Source organism: Rhizobium favelukesii (assembly GCF_000577275.2).
In the GTDB taxonomy this organism is placed as follows: domain Bacteria; phylum Pseudomonadota; class Alphaproteobacteria; order Rhizobiales; family Rhizobiaceae; genus Rhizobium; species Rhizobium favelukesii.
In genome coordinates this window covers 587,890-606,257 of record NZ_HG916854.1, presented here as the reverse complement: position 1 = coordinate 606,257, position 18,368 = coordinate 587,890, and the positions used below count along the sequence as shown (strand labels likewise).

General features: G+C 58.5%; 17 protein-coding genes. 4 read left to right on the top strand and 13 right to left on the bottom strand.

From position 1 onward, the window contains the following. Positions 1-311 precede the first annotated feature (311 nt). The 10 genes from LPU83_RS74535 to ydiK all read right to left on the bottom strand — a co-directional run bounded on the left by LPU83_RS74535 (position 312) and on the right by ydiK (position 13,218). Positions 312-536, bottom strand: a complete 225-nt coding sequence (locus LPU83_RS74535; RefSeq protein ID WP_231052461.1) for a hypothetical protein — start codon at positions 534-536, stop codon at positions 312-314. Between the two features lie 116 nt (positions 537-652). Continuing rightward, positions 653-946, bottom strand: coding sequence for an HdeA/HdeB family chaperone (locus LPU83_RS62905; protein WP_024317695.1), 294 nt, complete (start codon positions 944-946; stop codon positions 653-655). A 437-nt stretch (positions 947-1,383) separates the two neighbouring features. After that, entirely contained in the window at positions 1,384-1,596 is a 213-nt protein-coding gene (locus tag LPU83_RS62900) for a hypothetical protein (protein ID WP_024317696.1), read from the bottom strand. Then, positions 1,593-2,387 carry a DUF2092 domain-containing protein gene (locus LPU83_RS62895; RefSeq protein ID WP_231052436.1) on the bottom strand — a complete coding sequence of 265 codons (795 nt, stop codon included), beginning with the start codon at positions 2,385-2,387 and terminating at the stop codon, positions 1,593-1,595. Before LPU83_RS62895 ends, LPU83_RS62900 begins: the two co-directional genes overlap by 4 nt. Before the next feature lie 212 nt (positions 2,388-2,599). Further along, the gene (aspD, locus tag LPU83_RS62890) at positions 2,600-4,216 is read right to left on the bottom strand and encodes an aspartate 4-decarboxylase (protein ID WP_024317698.1); all 1,617 of its coding nucleotides are present in this window, start codon (positions 4,214-4,216) and stop codon (positions 2,600-2,602) included. A 47-nt stretch (positions 4,217-4,263) separates the two neighbouring features. Then, the gene (gene aspT, locus LPU83_RS62885; protein ID WP_024317699.1) at positions 4,264-5,955 is read right to left on the bottom strand and encodes an aspartate-alanine antiporter; all 1,692 of its coding nucleotides are present in this window, start codon (positions 5,953-5,955) and stop codon (positions 4,264-4,266) included. Between the two features lie 145 nt (positions 5,956-6,100). Continuing rightward, positions 6,101-8,839, bottom strand: coding sequence for a decarboxylase (locus LPU83_RS62880; RefSeq protein ID WP_024317700.1), 2,739 nt, complete (start codon positions 8,837-8,839; stop codon positions 6,101-6,103). Between the two features lie 410 nt (positions 8,840-9,249). Further along, on the bottom strand, positions 9,250-10,572 hold the full coding sequence (locus LPU83_RS62875; RefSeq protein ID WP_024317701.1) for a DUF2254 domain-containing protein: 1,323 nt from the start codon (positions 10,570-10,572) through the stop codon (positions 9,250-9,252). Between the two features lie 379 nt (positions 10,573-10,951). Beyond that, positions 10,952-11,854: a carbonic anhydrase gene (locus LPU83_RS62870; protein WP_024317702.1), complete on the bottom strand. Its 903-nt coding sequence runs from the start codon at positions 11,852-11,854 to the stop codon at positions 10,952-10,954. A gap of 206 nt (positions 11,855-12,060) precedes the next feature. Next, entirely contained in the window at positions 12,061-13,218 is a 1,158-nt protein-coding gene (gene ydiK, locus LPU83_RS62865; protein WP_225040487.1) for an AI-2E family transporter YdiK, read from the bottom strand. A 571-nt stretch (positions 13,219-13,789) separates the two neighbouring features. Here ydiK and LPU83_RS62860 point away from each other — a divergent pair. From LPU83_RS62860 to LPU83_RS62850, 3 genes are all read left to right on the top strand, one after another. Next, entirely contained in the window at positions 13,790-14,518 is a 729-nt protein-coding gene (locus LPU83_RS62860; RefSeq protein ID WP_024317704.1) for a helix-turn-helix transcriptional regulator, read from the top strand. A gap of 74 nt (positions 14,519-14,592) precedes the next feature. Continuing rightward, positions 14,593-15,222 carry an acyl-homoserine-lactone synthase gene (locus LPU83_RS62855; protein WP_024317705.1) on the top strand — a complete coding sequence of 210 codons (630 nt, stop codon included), beginning with the start codon at positions 14,593-14,595 and terminating at the stop codon, positions 15,220-15,222. A 339-nt stretch (positions 15,223-15,561) separates the two neighbouring features. Continuing rightward, the gene (locus LPU83_RS62850) at positions 15,562-16,167 is read left to right on the top strand and encodes a helix-turn-helix domain-containing protein (RefSeq protein ID WP_244656159.1); all 606 of its coding nucleotides are present in this window, start codon (positions 15,562-15,564) and stop codon (positions 16,165-16,167) included. Between the two features lie 107 nt (positions 16,168-16,274). On the opposite strand, the gene LPU83_RS62845 is transcribed toward LPU83_RS62850, so the two are convergent. Next, positions 16,275-16,742 (bottom strand): helix-turn-helix domain-containing protein, encoded by a 468-nt coding sequence (locus LPU83_RS62845; RefSeq protein WP_024317708.1) that lies wholly within the window; start codon positions 16,740-16,742, stop codon positions 16,275-16,277. A gap of 122 nt (positions 16,743-16,864) precedes the next feature. On the opposite strand from LPU83_RS62845, the gene LPU83_RS62840 reads away from it, so the two are divergent. After that, on the top strand, positions 16,865-17,164 hold the full coding sequence (locus LPU83_RS62840; RefSeq protein ID WP_024317709.1) for a hypothetical protein: 300 nt from the start codon (positions 16,865-16,867) through the stop codon (positions 17,162-17,164). Between the two features lie 40 nt (positions 17,165-17,204). Here the strand turns inward: LPU83_RS62840 and LPU83_RS62835 are convergent, their stop codons facing one another. Beyond that, positions 17,205-17,555 (bottom strand): hypothetical protein, encoded by a 351-nt coding sequence (locus LPU83_RS62835; protein ID WP_040680820.1) that lies wholly within the window; start codon positions 17,553-17,555, stop codon positions 17,205-17,207. 103 nt (positions 17,556-17,658) lie between these two features. Then, positions 17,659-18,339 carry a peroxiredoxin-like family protein gene (locus tag LPU83_RS62830; RefSeq protein ID WP_024317711.1) on the bottom strand — a complete coding sequence of 227 codons (681 nt, stop codon included), beginning with the start codon at positions 18,337-18,339 and terminating at the stop codon, positions 17,659-17,661. Between the last annotated feature and the right edge of the window lie 29 nt (positions 18,340-18,368).

Sequence of the window (18,368 nt, the reverse complement as noted above, 5' to 3'; positions counted from 1 at the left end):
CCCAGCAGTCTCTCTTCGTTTGGATTGCAGCGGTTCCTTTTCCGGTCAACTGAACAGCGGTCGGAACTGTGGTTGCTTTGCCGCCATCGTGGTGCTTTTGCTGAATTCAGCAAAAAGCTAGGCACTCTGACGCACCCTCTGCCTGAAGTTGAGGGACCGAATGGTTGTTCGGCGGGGCCGGTGGCTATCCGAAAACATCCACCCGGGGCTAAAGGGCGCGCCTGAGCCGGACCTCAAACCGATCTGAAAGGCTTGAAGTCACTGTCTTGCGGCACCTAACGGGGTTGCTTTGTGCCGCAAGTCGTATGCGCTCAATACTTGATGTCTCTGCCCGTCTGACGCCCCGTTTGCTTAGCGTTCCGTTTGTCCTGTCGGCACGCGGCGTTGCTTTTGTCGTTAGCGGAGCGGCACGCCTGCTTTGTATCGCGCGCACCCTGGCGGGTGTCTTGGCGGACATCACGCGCAGCCTTGCGCTGTTGTCCTTGCTCTGTTGCCAAGGACATAGCTGGCGCGCCTGCGAGGAATATCGTAGCCATCAAGGCACTGAATAGAGGCTTGAATCCGAACATTGTTCGTCCTCCCGTTGAAGCGGCCACGATTGTGGCCTCATGCCCATGGTGGCGGCCTCATGCCGCCACCGTCATACCGTCTGCTACATTTTAGAGACTGCTTCTATTGCGCCGGCCACCGTAGAACTGGCGTTGTTCTTGCAATAGTCGGCAATCTTTTGCGCATTTGCATGGGCTTTGTCACCGTCCACCATGCCATCTCCAGCTTTGCCATGGACATATCCGTTCACCCACATGGCCACGCCAATAGTCTTGGCTGCAGGCATGGCACCGACTTCCTTGCAGGTGGGCTTTGACATGTCCACGTCTGCAGCCAGCGCCTGGCTAGCCAAGCAAAGACCTGCAGCTGCGATTGCGATTGACACAAACCGTCTCATGGTACTGTCGTCCTCCCAAACAGCCTCGCCCTTGGCCAGGACGAGTGCTCGTGCATGTGTGGAGTTTTGTTTGGAAACCGCACCGAGCCACGATCAGGACCGATCACGGCAGGAACCGACAGTTTAGAAACAACTAATAATAGCACGATGCGGGCGAGGATGCGCGTTTTTTATAAAGTTTTCGCAAGGCTACGGGTTATCCGCTGCATCAACGTTAGGCCTGACGAGAGTGCTTTCCTCCCTCAGGTGAGCTGGGGTCAGGACTTCGGGAAGATACGCCCCATCGTTCGAGTTCGTCGCTTCCCTGCAACACCGAAATGTCGCAGTAGCTTTGGGCTACTCAACGAGCCGCAGGACCGATAACGCCCTAGACGTCGGCCAACGGTGAGACGACTCCAATACGACAAACGCAGTCGACTATGGCTGCTTCGGCTAGCTCAGCAGTTATACACTCCGGACGCACAACGGCGTGCCGAGCGCCGGGCCACGCCAGCGACGCTGACCGGCGTCAGCGGACGCCCTACCCTTGCCTCCGCCGTCGAGACAAATCCATGGACGCCGAGGATCGAAAGTCCCTCGCCCGCGTCGAGCACGGTAAAGCCCGTGCCCGCAGCCACCAGCAGAATTCCCAGTTTCCTCAATAGGCTCATTGGCCACCTCCTACGGAAAAGTGTGCGGGTAGTTCGTCTATATCCTTCAGCTCCGCGAGGTCGGCCTTCTTGGCACCGATTGCATTATCGAAGACGAAATCATCAGCGGTAACCCCAGTGCCTGTTTTCCAATCTCTGATCTGGATGCTGTACTGCGGTGCCTGATCGACCTTATTGGCAGTGATCACATACCGGCAGGGATAGGGGTGCTCGCCTTGGGCGATCCATATCTGCCAATCGACCTCCTTGGCGCGGAACGCGAGATGATCGCATTCGGTGCCGCCGATCACGCCGCTGCCGAGATCCTTCACATCGACCACGTCGGCGATCAGTTCGTCGTACACTTTGGGAAGCAATAGGTCGGCGCCGGGAATGGGTTTGTGAAGCTTTTCCCTCAATTCGTCGACCAGATGTTCAACCGTACCGGGCACCTCCACCTGAGTGTAGAGATTGAGGTTCTTGCCGAGCACACTGAGCGTCTTTCCGTCGAAAATCATCTCGACATCGGCAAACCCGCCGGTCCGCGCGACTCGGATCTTGTCGGGCCGCTCGATTTTAATCTTGCCCGAGCTCGCAAGCAAGATTTTCTGGTGGTCCTTGGTGACGACCTCGAGATTGCTGTCGTATCCGAATGAAATGGTCTCCTGCGCATCCAGATAATCCGACATCGCCTTGAGCAGGCCCTTGGCTTCCGCCTCGCCGGCGCCGGCGTCCGGCGGTGCTCCCAAAACACAGATCAGCGCCAGCGCCGATAAACGCGCAGCCGCAGTCGACCACATGACTTTTTGCATTATCCTTCTCATGGAAGTACGCCTCCCTCCGCTTGTTATTGACTGATAACGATGGCCTGCTTCTCACAGCCGGTTTCAAATCGGGCTTGGTCCAATTCCAGCAGCAGGCGGCCGGCCCGCAAGGCACAATAGTGCGGCTGCGCGGCCTCGAACCGAGACAATCTGGACCAGAACCTCCCCAGACGTGCCGCCTTTCGCATGACACTAGTCTTTCACTTCTTGGGTGCGGTTTTCGACGCTTCGAATGCGTCCCTGTAGCCGCGGGCAATCGTGCGCACGCCGCGCCCGATGTCTTCGTACGCTTCGTCGGGCAGGTTCGCCAAGGACACGCGCAACGACCAGTTCGGCGCCTCAAAGCCGCCGCCGTTCAAAAGCACGATCCCATGTGCCTCGGCCAAGCGGAAAGCAAGATCGAGCGGGTGGATATTCTTCTTGAGGTATTCGACCGCTTCATCGCCGATATTCTTGCGAGCCCAGAACTCAAAGTCGATGAGGCCGTAGTAGGCGTCGAAGTTCGGGTTCGCGTCGACCTTGAGAACCATACTGTCTATCATGGTCCGGGCGCGCCGATGGACAATCTCCTTGCAGGCGGCCTGATAATGCTTTTCTCCGTCCATCATCTCGCAGAGGGAAAAGAGGCTCATCATCACCTGCTGTGGAAGCGAGAGCCCCGCCGTATGGTTGAGGGCCACGTCGCGACTGTCGGCGACGATGCGATCGATGAATTTGACTTTGCGCGGCTCGAGCGTGAGCGCGCCGTACCGCTTGTCCAGCGCCTTCAAATCTGCGTCTGCCAATTTGGCGATCATCGTGTCGAAGATGTTATCCTCGTGGACGGCGATGACGCCAAGCCGCCACCCGGTGCAGCCGAAGTACTTCGAATACGAGTAGACGCCGATCGTGTTCTGCGGAAGCTCACCGAGCAAGGAGCGGAAATCGTCGACGAAGGTGCCGTACACATCGTCCGTCAAAAGCATCAGATCCGTGCGCTTGGTCTTCACCAGTTTCGTTAGTTTGCCAATGGTCTCCTTGCTCAGCGCCATGCCGGTGGGATTGCCGGGATTGACGATGAAGAGCGCCTTAATCGTCGGGTCCTCCAGTTTCTTGATCTCTTCGTCCGTAAACTGGAACCGATTTTCCTGCGGTGCTCTGATATGCACGACCTTGAGGTCGTAGTCCTCCAGGTGCGTCATCTCCAGATAAGGAGTGAAAATGGGCGTCCCGAGCGCGATGGTATCGCCAGGATGCAGCAGGCGATTGGCCTTCAAAGTCTTGAAGATGTAGCACATCGCAGCCGTGCCGCCTTCGACGGCGTAAAGATCGAACTTGCCGGGCGGCCGCGGCTTGCCACACATCGCCCACATCAGATATTCGTGCACGATCCGCTCGTTGTGGACGAGCATTCTGTCCGGCACCGGATAGTTGTCGCCGATGATGGAATCGACGAGTTCGTGCACGAAGGCGTCCGGGTCGAAGCTGAAGGTCCTGGTTGCGAACTGCAGCATCGAAGACAGGAAGCCGGCACCCGGCATGTCGGCATGCTTTGTCAGCCACGACTCCAGCCGCGCCGCGATATCTTTCGCCTGCGGCATCCCGGCGAGTCCCGCCGGATGCTCCATCACCCGCCTGCATTCGGTGACGGCGAACTGCCCAAGCAGAAAAAAGCCCTCACGCGGCGTGGTGGCGACCCAGTTGGGATTGCCGCGGCCGGCATTCAGGAACGCCGACTGGGTGGTCTTTGAGGTGTTCCGGGCGAGCTGGATCAGCTCATCCTTAATCTCGAAAGGACTTAGAGCCTCGAACTTGTGTAGCGTAAGGGCGTCAGCCATGACCTGCTCCTGCTGTAGGAATTGCGCGAAAGGTCAGCCTTTCGCGGTTATGTCATCAACATCACGAGGACCATGCCCCAGGTCGTCAGCAATATGTTTCCGACAGCGTAGGTAACCGTGTAGCCGAGCCCGGGAATCTGGCTGCCGGCGCGGTCGTTAATCATGCCAAGGGCCGCCGTCGTCGTGCGCGCGCCGGCGCAGCAACCAAGCAGTATCGCTTCATCGAAGCGAAATACGTATTTCCCGACATACATTGCAAGAACCAGCGGCATGGTCGTCACAAAGACGCCCCAGAGAAAAAGGCTGAAGCCAAGCTCCCGCAGGCCTGCGACAAAGCCTGGCCCCGACGAGATGCCGACCACGGCTATGAATATGTTCAACCCGATGGAATTCATGAACCACACGGTCGACGACGGAATCCGACCAAAGGTCGGGTGTACCGAGCGGAGCCATCCGAAGAACAGGCCGGAAGCGAGCGCGCCCCCGGATGTGGACAGCGTCAACGGCACGCTCCCAACTCTGTAGACAAATGCGCCGAGCAGAGCCCCGATTGCTATTGCCGCGCCGATGAACGCCACATCCGCGACATCGGTCGCGCGGTCCGGATGGCCCAGCATCTTGGTCGCGGCCGCTATGTCCTGCGTGCGCCCGACGAGGTTGACGATATCGCCCCGGTGCAGCTTGGTGTCTGCAAAAATCGGAATATCCGTCGCGGTCGCTCCGCGGGTGATCTTTCGTAGGAAAACGCCGCGAGCGCCTTGGGCTTTGGCCAGCTCGGCCAGTGTCATGCCATCGACCTCTTTGCTGGTGACGTAGACATCGACACCTTCTATCGGCATCGCCAAGAGCTTGCGGTCGTCGACTTCTTCCGCCGTCGTTCCGATCAGATTGACCAACACCTCCCGGCGGCCGGCCACGGCCACGACATCGTCAGCCTGGATGAGGGTATCGGCAGTGGCGTCGATGATCTGTTGGCCACGGCGGATGCCCTCGATGAACACGCGCTGTTCGGGCAGCATTGCTTCCGCTTCATGCGCGGTCTTGCCGACTATCGGCATCCCTTCGCGGACGCGAAAAGCCCGCAATTCAAATCGGTGCCAGGCCGTTCCAGGACCGCCCAATTCCTTCTTTCCGCCATGCTTCTCCTCGTAACGCTTGCACGCGGCCGGCAGATCGATGCCAAGGAGTGCCGGCCCGATGATGGAAAGAATGATCGCGGAACCCATCGTGCCGAAGATGTAGGTGACGGCATAGGCGACCGGCATGGCGTCCAGCAGCGCCTTGGTTTCCTCCGGTGGAAGATTGAGGCGGTTGATGGCGTCGGTCGCGAGTCCCATCGACGCCGAGATCGTTGTCGAACCGGCATAGAGTCCAGCCGCTGAACCTATGCCATAGCCTGCCAGCCTTGCGCCGATGTAGGCGGCGGCCAGGCAGAACAAGCAGACCACCACGGAGAACAGGGCCTGCGGAATTCCGTCCTGCGAAATGCCGCGGACGAACTGCGGCCCAACCCCGTAGCCAATGGCGAACAGGAACATCAGGAAAAAGGTCGGCTTAAGCGGACCCGAAACCGTAATTCCGATCTGTCCGATGATCACAGCGGCAATGAGCGTTGCAGTGACTGCGCCGAGGCCTAAGCCCTTGTAGGTGAACGAGCCGAAGTAGTAACCGAAAGCGAGCGCCAGGAAAATGGCGATCTCCGGATAGTTTCGCAGCGTCTGAAAGAACCAATCGATCATGACGTCACCCATCCCTGTGACAGAGCATGTGCCGAAACGCGTAAGCGATTTTCGGCAGCATGCTCTTCTTTTTTATGTATTGGCGGTTTCAGATTTAAGGTCGACCTGGCCTAAAATCCTCCTGCCCTATGCTCTGGTCCATTACTCAGGCGGCGCGCTTCGCCGACTTACCGGTGCGTTTCGCGAGTGCTTCTGCACGCACCAGCCTCAGGCCTTCGGCAGCGTCGTAGCCATGGATTTCCTTCACGTCGAGCTTGCGCATGAAATCGATCGTCTCTTGGGTGATCACCTGCCCCGGCACCATGATCGGAAACCCGGGCGGGTAGGGAATGACGAAATTCGCGGAGACGAGATCGGGGCCCTCTTTCAGCCGCCGGTCAATCTCCCGATCCGCAAGCCGGATATATTCGCATCCGTCGGCATTGTAGGCGGAATAGAAACCGCCGCGAATGTCGCCTTCGTTCGTCCGTTGGCCGGCATCCGCCCGGAAGGCATCATGGAAATGCGAAAAGTTCGGCAGGTCCGGCACATCCGTCATGAGGCTTTTCACCCGCGCATCGAATTCCTTGCGAACGTTGGGACCGCTTTCGACCAGACGCTGAGCGATCTCGCTGCTGATCTCGACCAGGACGCGGATAAGATGAGCGACATCGCTGCGCGTATTGTTGATGTTCGACTGCAAGAGGACGGAATTTCGGGACGTCTTGTTGAGCTGTATGTTGTAACGATCCGCCAGGAGTTTCTTGAATTGCGTGCCGTCAAGTCCCGCGGTGCCGCAAACGAGCGTCATGCGCGTCGGGTCGAGGCAGAATTCATCGTCCTTGAAGCTGCGCCACGCGGCCACCCAGTTCGATTTGGGGTCAAGGAAATCGGTGAACCCACTCTCGCGGAACTGATCCGGCACCATTTTGTCGGAGCCAAGAACGTGGAAATATTTGGAGATCAAGGGGTGTCGTCCGATCGCTTGGCGGATTGCCAGCGCGATCTCGATCGCATTGTGGACGAGGCCATATCCCTCCAGTTCCATCTGCCTGCGCGCCACGTCGAGACTGGCAATCAATTGCTGGTTCGGGCTCGTGGAAGCGTGGGTGAACACCGCTTCGTGGAATTGTGCTTCCACCGTGTGGAACTCGACATCCTTGACCAGCAGCATCGAGCCCTGGCGTAGGGCCGACATCGACTTGTGGGTGGAATTCGTCTGATAGACGCGCAGCTTGACCTCTCGCGGGTCGGCAAGCAAATGCGTGTTCAGCAGCGTATCGTCGGACGGGCTCGCACCAAGCTCCGCCTGTTGTTTCTCGTAAGCGACAACCGACTCCGGATCGTGGATCCACGCCTCGATATCGTCGGCCGCACCCATCGCCGTGCGAGGACGCAAGAACGGCGAGAACCGCGCAAATCCGAACCACGCTTCATCCCACAGGAAGATCAGATCCGGCTTGATCGCCAGGCACTCTTCCATCACCCGACGCGTATTGTAGATATGGCCGTCGAAGGTGCAGTTAGTGAGATCGACCATCTTGGCGCGGTTCAGCCTTCCGTCAGCCTTCAGGTTCAACAGCGCCTGCTTGATGGTGCGAAGGGGAACCGCTCCGTACATCGAGTATTCCGTCATCGGAAACGCCTCGACATAGAGCGGTTGCGCACCCGCGAGCACCATTCCGTAATGGTGGGACTTGTGGCAGTTGCGATCGACGATCGCGATATCGCCCGGCCCCAGCAGCGCCTGAACCGCCATCTTGTTCGACGTCGACGTTCCGTTGGTCACGAAGAAGACGTGGTCGGCGCCGAACGCCCTTGCCGCGAGTTCCTGCGCCTTCTTGATGTTACCCGTCGGCTCCAACAGGCTGTCGAGGCCCCCGGTGGTCGCACTGCTTTCGGCCAGAAAGAGCGTCGGCCCGTAGAACTCGCCCATGTCGCGGATCCAGTCGGACTTGAAGATCGACTTGCCCCTTGCGATCGGAAGTGCATGAAACGTGCCAACCGGTCGCTGCGCATACTTCTTGAGATTGTCGAAGAAGGGCGTCTCATACCGCGCTTGCACGCCCTCGAGGATAGCCAGATGAAGTTCGAGCAGTTCCTCGACCGAATAGAAGGTCCGGCGGGCCACTCCAGCATCGGCCTGGCCAGCCAGTTCCTCGACCCGCCTGTTCACCATCAGGTACAAGTCGAGTTCCGGACGAACGCGCTTGAGAATCTTGGCCAACCCTAGGGGCGACGCGGTATTCGCTTCCTTAGAGTCGAGAGACGCGATCAGCGACCGCAGCACCGGCGCGTCCTGCCGCGAGCGCAGGGCAAACCCCTCGTTGATGACGGTGGCTGCGATACTGGGATTGAGAATTGTCGCGCAGAACGCATCTTCGAGACTGCCGACGAAGATGGGCTCGTAGATGAACGTATCCAGCGGGCGGCGAAGTTTGCGCCATTCGGTGCACAGCGCCGGCCAGGTCGATGCGGGCACCCCTGTGACAATCAACGTTTCGAAATACGGCCGGTGATGTTCCCGTGTGGTCAACGACGATGGCACGAGCTCTGGAAAGTTGTCGCGGATATCCTCGCCTGCATCCCAGTCGTTTGCGTCCTGCCGGAACGAGCGCGTCATCAGGGCCCGGACAATGCGGTTGACAAGGTGCGCCATGGCAGCGGCATTGTCCGCCACCGCATTTTCCCGCAGCGCGGACAGCAGCTGTCCGCCCGGATAAGCGAAATAGGCTTCCGTGATCGCCAGTTCTGCGAGCTCTTCTTCGAGCTCAGTTCGATCAAGAGAGCCGGCAAGCCACGCCTCGGCGGAATCTGCGAGGTCGCGCCAACGATCGGCCCTGGCATTCGGTCCTGAGAAGAATTGGTCTATCCGGCTAACTTTATGCTTCGGATCCTGCGACATAATTACCTCCGCCGAAAAAATCATCGCTGGAAAAGTAAGCCTGCCTGCCGAAACTCTACGTTGACCTCATATTAGCAACTACTACTCGTAATATTAGCAAAAATCTATGTTTTTTTGCGCCGTTGGGAGTACTTTCGCGCTGCTGAGGTTGTTGCGGCTTACCAATCGACCAAGGAATTGGATAGCTGTGGTGACCACGCTCGTAGGATCGCGATCAGCCTAACCCAACACTCGACGCGACAAGGAAGGTGCCGGACTTAAACCTCGGCGGCGATCACATCCTGCACCTCGGTCACGACCAGCGGAATGATGGTAAACGGCTTTTCGACACAGGTCGCTTCGGTAGTCATTCCTTTCACGACCTGCGCCCGTCATCATTCAATTCCGACCCGCGCGGCGGGGAGCCCGACTCATCGCTCGAATTCGCCGCTGTCCCCGCGACATCGGGCGAGATGCTGTTTCTCTGCCGAACCACCAAGTCCCTGCGTATCTGCGATACGTGCAAGTGCTGCGTCCTCAGGCAATAGATAAACCTTTTCGATCATCCGATCGAGTAGATCCCGTTCCAGTCGCAACGCCGGCTTCCGGGTTTCCGGCAGGACCGCGTCCAGATTTTCGATCATAGCGCGTAGCCTCCGAGCGATTTGAAGATTTTCCGTTCCGTAGATCCTGATCTCGCGGCAGGTCAGTTGCACGAAATCTTCCCAGTCTGGCGTCGGAAGCACGACGCGCAGGCACCCCTCGGCATCACGTATGTATTCGTTGCCGAGTTGGCGTCGGCCGACGCTGCGCAGCAGCCGATGCAGTTGATCGATCGCGAGTACGGCCGTCGTCGGGTCGTTTATCGCCTTCGAAAGGGCTTTGGAGGCGATGTCGACAATCACCCTGAAAGCGAAGGTTGGATCCTGCTCGATGGTCCGCTCTCGCCCGAAAGCGACAGTACGGCGAAGGTCGTGGTCGGGGACCGCCGCGGCACCGCCGTGGAGGCGGAACAGCGGCTGGCGTTGCGACACAAAATCACCGATGCGCGCCGAGAGTTCGATGATGCCGTCGGCCCGCTGCGCGCGGGCCGTTAGCGCCTTCACGTCGACGGCAAGAATGATGGCCGAAGAAGCAAGATGCGCGACGATGCGAGCAGGCTCTCCGAGCCGATGGTGCGGCGGAGATCCCTCCTCGTGCTTCGCTAGGGGAGCAGGGTAGACGAGGTTTAGCACCTCGAAGCCTTGCTCGGCGACGCGATGGATGATGCTGACGGGTCGAAGCAGCCGGGCTGAGTAGTCGATGAAATAGAGAAAGGCGGCCAGCGATGCCACGCCAAGAATGCCTGAAAACCATACGATGAATGACGGAGCGGACGTGTTTACGCGACTTATCACGCCGATCGCAAAGAGCAGCGTGAAGATGAACAAGCCCACCGTGAAGCGGATGACATTGTCGCGCAGAAGCGTGGTCGCTATGATCCGGGGCGTAAGCTGCCCACTTGCAATCTGTATGGCCACGAGAAGTGAGCCGAAGGTGAAGACAATGAAGGATAGCGCCAGGCTGATGATGGCTTGCATCGCCGCGACGGTGCCTTCGGTACCAAGGGGCCAACGCGGGACCCACGTCGTCCACTCCTCAAGCACTAGCGCCGTGCGAAAGAGTATCTGTTGAAGAACGAGTGCGAAGAAGGGCACGATCCACAATGATGATCGCAGATAGCTCCTGAGCGCGTAAAGCTTGTTCCAGCTCATTTGATCCTCTTCCCCCCTCGGATCCCACCCAGCGCTCAGGTGCCCGGCAATGTCGTTTTCTGTTCGCGCGTCAGGCGCCTACCTGAATGCACCGACGTGAAGATCACGTTCCGCCTCATCCGCGTCATGAGCAATACAGTCCTTTGGAGAACCACCAGGGCTCTGGTCTTTGTAGAGCCAGGGGCCCTTCCAATCAGCGCGCCGGACAGGCGGCGCCGACGGTATTTAGGAAAAACTGCGCTATGACATTCGATGAACTGCAATGCATCTTCTGTTTCGCGCCGGCGGTACATATCCTGACGGCCACAGCGCATTGATCATTTGCCGACCACTCGAAAACCTGCGGTCACCTCGCGGCACTTCAAATAGCAAAGAACCTTCAAGGTCCATTGAGTAAGGTTTGCACCCGCTCGCACGATGCCAGAAGATCACACAGCATGACGAATTCATTCGGGTCGCACGGCGCAGGCGCCAGACCGAACCAGTCCGACGCCTCACGTCTTGGCGCCCACACCAGCCGCTCCTCCAGAAGATAGACGCCGTAGACGACGTCAATGCCCCCGCCGGCGCCCAGGCTCAGACCCGGACGCATGCCATAGGCGGTCAATGCCGCGTTTAGCACGATCGCCACCTCAATCAGGGTCGCTCGATAGCCCGGCCGGCGTATGACTTCCGTCCCATGCACGCGCTCCAGCCAGGTTGCGCCCAGCTGGACCACGACCAGCGTGCGGTCCACGATGTGACGCAGATCCTTCAGCGTCATGATTTTCATGTATTTGGCGGGTTCCAGGTGGACGTCGACCGCTGCCGAAACCGCACCGCACCGACTGTGGCCGAGAACGACGATGGTGCGCAGGCTGTCCTTCAGATGGTCAACCGCATAGCTGAGACTGCCCATGACGTCGTCGCCCAAACCATTGCCGGCAGCCCTGACAACGAAGAGGTCGTTCGGCCCTTCTGAAAAGATAAGCTCCACCGGAACGCGCGCATCAGCGCAACCGACAATGGCTGCAAACGGCTGTTGTTTGGGCGCTGCGCTGTGCCCGTGGAGAAGGCCGACATCATGCGGGTCAACATCGATGCTCAACCTTGCCGGTTTAGAGGGCCCCACCCGACCAAGGAGTTCGGCGAAGGCTCGGTTTCCGCCCTCGAGCCGTTGCCGGGCAGCGTTTGCATCGGACGGTAGCGGCCTGTGAGCAGCGTCAAACGCGAACCGGTAAGTCACTTCGGCTGACCAGGTCGAATCTTGCTGCGAAAGGTCTTCGCGCAGCTTGCTTGCCATGCTGAAGTCTCCTGCGAACAGCGATCCGCTGTCGTGATGATCCGTGACTTTGCGATCGCATCTCAGACTAACGCTTTTACGATATCGTTTACGCATTGACGACGAACGGCTGCGTGCTGGTCGCCACGGAAAGCTTTCCCTGCGGCCCGCGTTTTCGCACAGGGATTTCCATGCTGATAGAGCAAGGCCCCTGCTTGCTCGTTTCTCTACTGTCGCACGACCTCCTGATCGCTATCCGTCATCCAGGCATTCAGCAAGGTGTAAGCGATCGCAAGGACCGTGGGCCCAATGAAAATTCCGAGGACGCCAAAGGCAATCAGACCACCGATGACGCCAGCAAGGATGAGCAAAATAGGAAGATCCGCCCCCTTGCGTATCAAGACCGGCCGGATGAACTGGTCCATCGTTCCCGCCACAATGGTGAAGACCAGCATCACGGTCGCCCACACGGCATCGCTGGAATAGTACATCCATATCACCACCGGCACCATCACCAGGCCCGGGCCAATCTGAATCAAACACAGGATGAAGATCGCTGCGGTCAATAACGCCGCGAAGGGCACGCCGACCACCATGAGGCCGATCCCGCCCACAGCAGTCTGCGCCACCGCGGTCACCACAACACCGAGAGCGACGCTGCGGATCGCCTGCCCGGCCAAGCGTACGGCCATTTCTCCTCGATCGCCCGCGAGACGCCGGCCGAAACGGACCGCCGTGGCAGCAGCTTTCTCGCCGCCCATATACATGATGGCCGCTATCGCCGTGGTCAGCAGGAAATGCAGGAGCATCGTGCCTAAACCGCCGGCGGCGGACGCGAACCATTGAGTCGCCGCACCAGCGTAGGGCATCAGCCTCGGGACCAGTTCCTGCAGCCGGGTCGACGCGAGTTTTGCCCACGCCTCGGTTGCGCGTGCGCCAACCAACGGCACGTCGGCCAACCAAGTGGGCGGCGGCGGCGCCTGCATGGACAGAAGAGTGCGGATCATGCCGCCGAATTCATCGATGTTGGTGACAATGACGCTGACAGCCAGCCAAAACGGCACGATCAGCACCAGCAGCAAGACCAATGTCATGATAAATGTGGCAAGCCCCCTGCTTCCGCCCACGTGGCGCTGCACCCAGAGCATCAGAGGGAACGTAGCAATCACCAAGGTCATGGCCCAGACGATTGCCGGAAGAAACGGCTGCATCAACCAAAAACTGGCAACGAGAAGGCTACCGATGAACAGCACCGCTAGCGTTATGCGCGTGAGGTCGTCCCGACGATCTTGAACCATTGCCTCCCCCAATACCCGTATTCCGATACTTATCACGTTCTCCTCCATCACCGGAGCACAATTCAGTCCGAGGCGAGCAAGCTCCATTGGCTCGCATCCAATCGATATTTCCCGGTCACACCTGCCACTTGGCTCGGTGCTCAGGAAACACGTGGTCCATCCAGTTCCGCATGCGCAGAAGAACCTTGGGCGGATACTCCGGGACGCTGGCGGATATTGTAGTGCGATCCAACGCCGAGCGGCGAGACGGCGCTGCTTCATCTGGCTGACAAAGGCAGGCCGTCATGCTCTTTGGCCGAGTTTCTGCCGCCGCCACGATGCCGCGAGGCATGCGTGAAGGCGGGCGTCACGATTGCGGTGCGCGCGCTCGTCGCGCCGGATGGAAAGACGACAGCCGATCCATGTCATGACTATTTGCGACAGAGACCTGTTGCCCGTGGTCTCAACACGATGGAATAGCGCGCTGTTTTGCCAGTTGGAATATGGACGAACGCCGCATCTTGCGAGCCCACACCTCTACTCAGACCCGGCCGCCGTATGCAAATCTGGGTAGTAGCTATTGTCTTTACAACCATCGAGCCTTATCAATGGTCGCCCGCGGTCGGCAATACGCCACCGATCGCGGTGGGTAGTGCTCTTTCAGAGAAGGATTGCTTTCGTGGAACAGTTCCTGATGAACATCCTTTTTGAGTTTCTGGTTGCTGGCGAAAAAGCTCGCGACAAAGCCGAGCTCGCTGGAGCCGTCGAACGGGTGACCTGTCATTTGGGAATGGATCATTTTGCCATGGCGTTTCTGCCCCTGGCTCACGAGCGCCTTGACTCCTACTTCGTATGGGAGCGGTGGCCCCGCGGCTGGTTCGAACGGTATCTTGCGCTGAACTATTTCCACGCCGATCCTGTTGCCCACTATGTGCGGCAAACCGGCCAGCCGGCTGTGTGGTCTAAGGCGCTCGACAACCGTGTACTGAGTACTAAAGCAAGGAAAATTATGAGTGAGGCTGGAGAATTTGGCTTGGTCGATGGGCTCACCATTCCTCTGTATTCGCGAGTTGGTGTTAATGGACTTTTTTCCGTCGCCGGTACGCGCGAACCTATGACACCGCTGGAAGTCCAGCTTTTTTCGATTGTAGCTTCCACTGCTCACGCACGTTTGCTCGGATGGACAGCGCCCTCCCATCGTATTCTGCCGGAAATCTTCATCACAAAACGCGAAAGCGAATTCCTGAGCTTGTGTGCGGCGGGAAAAACTGACCGGGAGATCGGCGAGTTCACCGGGCGATCGCAGCGTACAGTGCAGGCTCATATCCGGAACCTTCAAAAAAAGCTCTCAGCCGTGAATAGGGCTCAACTCATTGCCGAAGCGTTTCGCCACGGTTTGCAACGCTAAAATTACGACATTTTACGAATAGATTTCGCTGATCACCGGTTGCATCCTTTGGGTATGCAGACGGAGGTAGTCATATGTTGCGGATACTATTCGAGCACGAGGATCCCGATCTCACGGAGCGCATTTGGGCGTTCCGGCATCTGCGGTTTGTCGAACAGTTAGGGTGGGAGGAACTGCGCCGCCAAGATCACCGCGAACGCGACCGCTTCGATACGCCTTCGGTGGTACATGCCGTTCTAGCGCTTCACGGCGAAGTCATTGGTTATTCGAGACTCGTCCCGACAATCGCTCCAAACTTCGCCGCCGAAGTGGCTGGCGCGCTTGGCATCGACCTTCCCAAGGGGCCGCAAGTATACGAATGGACACGATGCGCAACGGCCCTCGATGCGCCCTCAATCGCGGGCGTTGACGCATCAGACCTATTGATGACCGGCGTGCTGGAATGCCTGCTTCATCTGGGCGCACGACAAATCTTGTTTGTGACCTATACGCCGCTTGTCGCAATGATGAGGCGCAGAGGCTATTTGGTGCGCCCCCTAGCAAGCCTGCCGCTCGAGCGCGATAGACCTGTAACGCTGGCGTCGGCCGACATCTCGACTGACCTTCTTCACCTACACCGGAAAACCTACGGGGTGTGCGGCACGCTGCTTTCGTGGAGCGGCCCGCATGGATCGATCGCGGGACGGTCCCCGGCCGCGGCATAAAAGGAGGGCCGACTATGGCCCGTCGCAGCAAATCGCTAATGGGTGCAGCCGACGCCCATCGCTTTGTTCTAACGACGGTGCACAATGAAACGTCCGCTTTGCTCAAAGCTGTCGAGGAAATTTGCCGCCGTTACCCACCGAACGATGACCTCTATTTCGTCCGGTATCTTTTGCGAATGGTCGTGTTGGAAACGCGACGACACCGGCTGGACTAAGCGGCTCAAACCGCGCGCATGTTAAGACATCGTCTTAAAGTTCTTTGCAAACGTGAAATAGCTTGATAGGATACAACTTAGACGGATATCCGTCTTGGGGCGTCGAAACCCCATATTGATTGTTGTGCGCTTTAGGCGACGACTTCGCGACCATTATCGGTCGGGGAGCCTGTGGAGTATGCAAGAGGCGTTCGCGCTAAAGTCCACGGGGGCTGGTAATCAACGGCATTTCGAACTCCCCGGCTTCTGGTTGCCAGACGATCTGGCCAGCGGGAGCGCTTTTATGCAGCATATTGTTTCGGTCAGGACCAACGGGTTCGGTGCGGATACGAAGGACAAAACTAGCGGCGGGCATATCGTCGATATCGAAGTCGGGAAGCGGATCAAGAAGCGGCGGCAGCAACTCCGAATCTCCCAAACTGCCCTCGGCGTTGCAGTCGGCGTTTCGTTTCAGCAGATCCAGAAGTACGAGCGCGGCACCAATCGGGTCAGTTCCTCGGTTCTCTACCAGGTCGCGCACATACTCGGCGTTCCGATTGCGTATTTCTTCGAGAGCCTGCCCACAGCATCCTGCACAGATAATGCAGCACTGAGCCAGAAGGCGCTCCTGCGCGAGGAATTTGTCGCCACCGAGGAGGGTCAGCGCCTCGTCGATGCCTTCTTGTCTGTTCCGAAAAAGACGAGGCCGAAATTCATCGCGCTTTTGGCCAGTTTTGAGGCCAACGACTAATTCGAAAAAGCCATCGATCGCGATCGGTCATGGTATAGGACGGTATAACCGCCAAGAAGCGAATTCACTGTTCCGGTATCTTCCGCAAAGCACCGGGGGGCGACGCTCTATTCTTCGTGCGGCCGGAGTTTTGTCATGGCTTCTACGAGCGCCAAAAGTGACTCCACCGCGTCAGTGGGAAGCGATTCAACCACCTTGATGAGCTTTCGGCGCTTGTCCGCCTCGGCGGGTGTCTTTCCAAAGCGATAAGGAGCAGCTGCCATGATCAAGTCAATTGGTGAAAAATCCAGAACTTCGCTCAGGTGGATGAGCCGGGTGACGTGCATCTTCGTCTCATTGCGCTCGTAGCGGCCATAGACTTGCTCGTGCAGGCCGAGAAACGGCGCCACCTCAGCCCTGGTCAACCCGGTCCTGTCGCGTGCCTCCCGGAGCGCTTCGGAAATGCGGCGATCGAGCTCGCCAAGTTCGGGTGATCCCTCGAAGCCGGGACAACGATAGATGGCTTTATCGATCTCCGGATCGGTCGTCTCAACGAGACGTTTGTCCTCGACGTACTTGTCAAATTTTGTCGTCATAAAAGGCAGCCTATCATTGTCCTACCTCCCTCTTACATCACCCTTACCGCATCTGGCTACCGTGGACGGCTGCCAACCATCTGCGTGCGACGGACATCGGAAACAGGAGCACAGGTCAAGAAATGGCAGACGATATTCGACCGCAGCTCGCCAATCTGATTTCGCGTCATCGCGCCCTCGTCGTCGTGCTTGGCCCTATCGCGCGCCAGGCATCGCTGCGAGACCGCATACGCACGGATATCGGCGAGCTCAGCAACGAAGAGCAACGGCTGAGGGCTGACATCCTTGCCTGGTCACCAAGGAACGAACCGGAGGCCCGCGAGAAGCTCATTCACTTGGCGAGTTTTGTCGCGGCCACCGGCGTGAGCTTTGAGGCCGAATCTCTCGACGCAATTGTCAAGTCCGTCGAGCGCTTCTTTTAGCTGAAGGACGCTTCGCAGCGTCTCAATGCCTCAGGTCGAATTAGTGCCGTTCCATAGTCCCGTCCTGCGTGCTGTTGATATCGAAATAATACGGCTGCGCCCGCAACGGCCGGTCGACATCTTCGCGATATTCGCAACCGTTTCGCCCTGAATACTCCCGGGTAACGCCATCACGCTCAGTTTCTTGGTGATCGCTGTCGAAACGCGGCGGATGGCAGGATTCAACGCCGTGCCACGAGGGGTTATCCGCAAACGGAAGTGTAAGCTCGCTCTTACGCTCGGCGAGAAGATTCCAATCGGCGATTGGGCGACGCCCGGTGCTTGGATCGACGGCGTTTCGCCGCCATTCCGCCATGTCGACGTAGGTGCCCCATACTGTAATCCTTGCCATCAGCCATCAAAGTCATCCCCGCCTGATGACGTGAAAACACGCCTGACGAATGTCAGGCAGCGTGCCGGCTAGGTCATGTTTCAAAACGCAAGATGCGACGCCTTCAGTGTCGCAAGCTGCCGGCAGCGGCGAGCATCTCCGCCGCGTTTGGAAAGATGGAGAGGCTGTTGGGCCCGTCGCGCGCTTCAATTTGCACCCAGCGAACGATGCCGTCGGCGTCGATAAGGAAGTGTCCGACAAGTTGTGTGGGGTGGCGAGCGATGATCGCATGATCGGCTTCATTAAGCTCGAAGCCGTCCTTGGCGTTGAGCACGGGATTGGCCGCCATTGGATGTAGCGCTTCCGGCAATTCGCCCGTCGGGTTAATGCGAGCTGCTTCGAATTGCGCCATGCTTGCCCGATAGGGCCATGCAGGCTGCTCGCGGCTGTCCTCGGGCAGGAACTCGGCGCGCGGTACGCCGAAGGCCCGGTGCGTGGAGCAATCCTGGTCACATAGGAGCAAGGCCGGCGTCGGCCGGTGCCCAAAATACATGCGGGCGCGCTCCACCGGCGTGTTGATTACGGCAACAGTTTCCACCCCCGCCGCGCGCAGGGCAGGCTGTAAGCCACCGAGCTGTCCCACTTGACGCCGGCAGAACGGGCAGTGCAACCCGCGGAAGAAGGCGATCAGAAACGGGTGACCGTGGAGGCTGGCGAGAGAAACCGTGCCTTCTTGATTTGCCGAGGGAAGCGCGAATGCGGGTGCGTATTCCCCTGGTTGCAGCGGGCGTATCTGGTCTCCCATGGCATCTGTCCTTTGCCAGGTGTTCAGGT

Coding starts and splice junctions, on each gene's coding strand:
- LPU83_RS62835 (WP_040680820.1), bottom strand. CDS start 17,555: ATGGCAAGGATTACAGTATGGGGCACCTACGTCGACATGGCGGAATGG.
- LPU83_RS62840 (WP_024317709.1), top strand. CDS start 16,865: ATGGCAGACGATATTCGACCGCAGCTCGCCAATCTGATTTCGCGTCAT.
- LPU83_RS74535 (WP_231052461.1), bottom strand. CDS start 536: ATGGCTACGATATTCCTCGCAGGCGCGCCAGCTATGTCCTTGGCAACA.
- LPU83_RS62830 (WP_024317711.1), bottom strand. CDS start 18,339: ATGGGAGACCAGATACGCCCGCTGCAACCAGGGGAATACGCACCCGCA.
- LPU83_RS62855 (WP_024317705.1), top strand. CDS start 14,593: ATGTTGCGGATACTATTCGAGCACGAGGATCCCGATCTCACGGAGCGC.
- LPU83_RS62895 (WP_231052436.1), bottom strand. CDS start 2,387: ATGCAAAAAGTCATGTGGTCGACTGCGGCTGCGCGTTTATCGGCGCTG.
- LPU83_RS62880 (WP_024317700.1), bottom strand. CDS start 8,839: ATGTCGCAGGATCCGAAGCATAAAGTTAGCCGGATAGACCAATTCTTC.
- LPU83_RS62875 (WP_024317701.1), bottom strand. CDS start 10,572: ATGAGCTGGAACAAGCTTTACGCGCTCAGGAGCTATCTGCGATCATCA.
- LPU83_RS62845 (WP_024317708.1), bottom strand. CDS start 16,742: ATGACGACAAAATTTGACAAGTACGTCGAGGACAAACGTCTCGTTGAG.
- aspD (WP_024317698.1), bottom strand. CDS start 4,216: ATGGCTGACGCCCTTACGCTACACAAGTTCGAGGCTCTAAGTCCTTTC.
- LPU83_RS62870 (WP_024317702.1), bottom strand. CDS start 11,854: ATGGCAAGCAAGCTGCGCGAAGACCTTTCGCAGCAAGATTCGACCTGG.
- ydiK (WP_225040487.1), bottom strand. CDS start 13,218: ATGGAGCTTGCTCGCCTCGGACTGAATTGTGCTCCGGTGATGGAGGAG.
- aspT (WP_024317699.1), bottom strand. CDS start 5,955: ATGATCGATTGGTTCTTTCAGACGCTGCGAAACTATCCGGAGATCGCC.
- LPU83_RS62905 (WP_024317695.1), bottom strand. CDS start 946: ATGAGACGGTTTGTGTCAATCGCAATCGCAGCTGCAGGTCTTTGCTTG.
- LPU83_RS62900 (WP_024317696.1), bottom strand. CDS start 1,596: ATGAGCCTATTGAGGAAACTGGGAATTCTGCTGGTGGCTGCGGGCACG.